Annotated in this window: 1 protein-coding gene and 1 tRNA gene; one reads left to right on the forward strand and one right to left on the reverse strand. The window is 44.0% G+C overall.

The features are described from left to right. Positions 1-561 precede the first annotated feature (561 nt). On the forward strand, positions 562-1,998 hold the full coding sequence (locus R7F64_RS23665) for an NAD-dependent succinate-semialdehyde dehydrogenase (RefSeq protein WP_017635617.1): 1,437 nt from the start codon (positions 562-564) through the stop codon (positions 1,996-1,998). A gap of 251 nt (positions 1,999-2,249) precedes the next feature. On the opposite strand, the gene R7F64_RS23670 is transcribed toward R7F64_RS23665, so the two are convergent. Beyond that, positions 2,250-2,325, reverse strand: a tRNA-Asn gene (locus tag R7F64_RS23670). Position 2,326: the final 1 nt, after the last annotated feature.

Raw genomic sequence — 2,326 nt, forward strand, 5'->3', positions numbered from 1 at the left:
AGTTGGTTAGAATACCGGCCTGTCACGCCGGGGGTCGCGGGTTCGAGTCCCGTCCACTCCGCCACTTATATTAAGCCCTAGTCGAAAGACTGGGGCTTTTTCGTTTGGTCGTGTCCCCGAGAAATGCATTTACACATTGAAGGCGAGACAATACGACTTTCTTTACCCTTTTGGCACATGAGTTTCTCAGGAAGATGAGCCTGCTGCCTGCACTTCCAATTACTCCGAGTTTGTATCATGTCCTCGTTGAAAGATTGGCCATTTGAACAATGAGTCTTTATAACACTCGCCCTCAACCGTAATAGAATGAATAGTCTTCCGTACTGCGTGTTTTGTTAGCGTCTCTCTTAAACAATAATTTTCTACTTCTTATTTCTCAAACATTCATTGCTCCCATATTTAGAGCGAAACCGTCGTTGCGTGGATTGCGCAATTTCCCGAAATATAGTGAGGAAGAGAGCTAAGTCTTTCGAAAATTAATGCCTTTTAGAAAACTTTGTTTTCTTTGCTGAACTTGCTAGTAGCGATTAACCTAAGAGGAGTTCTTGAGGAGTATGTTTGATGATGCAACAAATAAAAAATGAAACGCTGAAATCTGTATTTAAGCAATGGTCTTCCGAAGAGGGAATTGTAGTCATCAACCCTGCAACTGAGCAAGAGTTAATTCGGTTAAAGCCTAGTACTCTTGATGAGTTAGATGATCTCATTGGTCAGTGCAAAACGGAGCAAGTCCGTTGGGCTAAATTAAGTGCCAAAGAGCGCTCTCGTCGTTTGAGGGGGTGGTATCAACTACTTCTTGATAATGCAGAAGACATAGCCACGATTATTACCTTAGAGCAGGGTAAACCTTTAGCTGAGAGCAAAGGGGAAGTGATGTATGGTGCCTCTTTTGTCGAGTGGTTCTCAGAAGAAGCAAAACGTGCTTATGGCGAAGTTATTCCTGCCCCCACGACAGATAGACGTCTATCTGCAATTCGCCAGCCTGTGGGAGTATGCGCTGCAATTACACCTTGGAACTTCCCTATTGCGATGATTACAAGAAAAGCAGCACCAGCCCTAGCGGCAGGTTGTGGCATGTTGATCAAGCCATCAGAGCTTACCCCTCTCACTGCAATTGCTGTTGTTGAATTAGCTTATCAGGCTGGTATCCCTAAAGAACTGCTTTCTGTCGTGGTGTCGGAGCAGGCTGCTGAGTTTGGTCAAGTACTAAGTACTGATCCTAGGATTCAGAAGATCTCTTTTACGGGGTCTACGCGCGTTGGGAAAATTTTGATGAAGCAAGCCAGTGATTCAGTCAAGGCGGTGTCGATGGAGTTGGGTGGTAATGCGCCTTTCATCGTGTTTGAAGATGCAGACTTAGATGAGGCTGCGGAAGGGCTTGTCGCGTCGAAGTTCCGTAATGCAGGGCAAACATGTGTTTGTACCAATCGGCTATATGTTCATAAAAATGTAAAACAAGCTTTTATTGATAAAGTATTGTCGAAGTTAAGCAAACTAAAGCTTGGAAATGGTTTAGAGAAAGGTGTCACATTAGGTCCTGTTATTACGATGGCCTCTAAGCATCGACTAGAGGCGGTGATCGATCAAGCTGTACAAGAAGGAGCCTCTATTGCTAACTCTCCACAGAGACGGCCTGGTCGCTTTATGGAGCCCGTTCTTTTGGATAGTGTGACGCAGAATATGTCGATTGTTCAGCAAGAGCTATTCGGGCCTGTGTTGCCTATTGTTACCTTTGAAAATGATTATCAAGTTCTCGAAATGGCGAACGATACAGAATATGGTTTGGCTTGCTATTTCTATACGAATAGCTTGAAGCGTATTGTGACTTTTAGTGAAGGTTTAGAGTACGGCATGGTTGGAGTGAATGAAGGGATCATCTCTACTGAAGTGGCTCCATTTGGTGGAGTTAAAGAGTCGGGTGTTGGACGGGAAGGTGCTAAGCAAGGACTCGATGAATATCTGGAGACAAAGTATATTTGTCTTGGTGGTTTAAGCTGATTTCAGAGATGGCCGATTGAATTAAAAAGCTAGGTTTTTACCTAGCTTTTTTTTAGTTGAAAGGCATACCATTTGCCACACGCGTTTGTGGTTAATATTTTCTGGTTACTTAGTGAGTCGATAGCTAGCTTGCGGTAAGCGGTTTTTAATAATCAAAGCGCTTATGTTATTTCGTTATGGAGTAGTAGGAGAGAGCTTAGCTTTAAACTAATACAAAAAAGCCGCATCAAGTGATGCGGCTTCTTCTAATATGGCTCCTCCTGCTGGGCTCGAACCAGCGACCTGCGGATTAACAGTCCGTCGCTCTACCAACTGAGCTAAGGAGGAA

This window comes from Vibrio sp. Vb1980 (assembly GCF_033338615.1).
GTDB lineage: Bacteria > Pseudomonadota > Gammaproteobacteria > Enterobacterales > Vibrionaceae > Vibrio > Vibrio alginolyticus.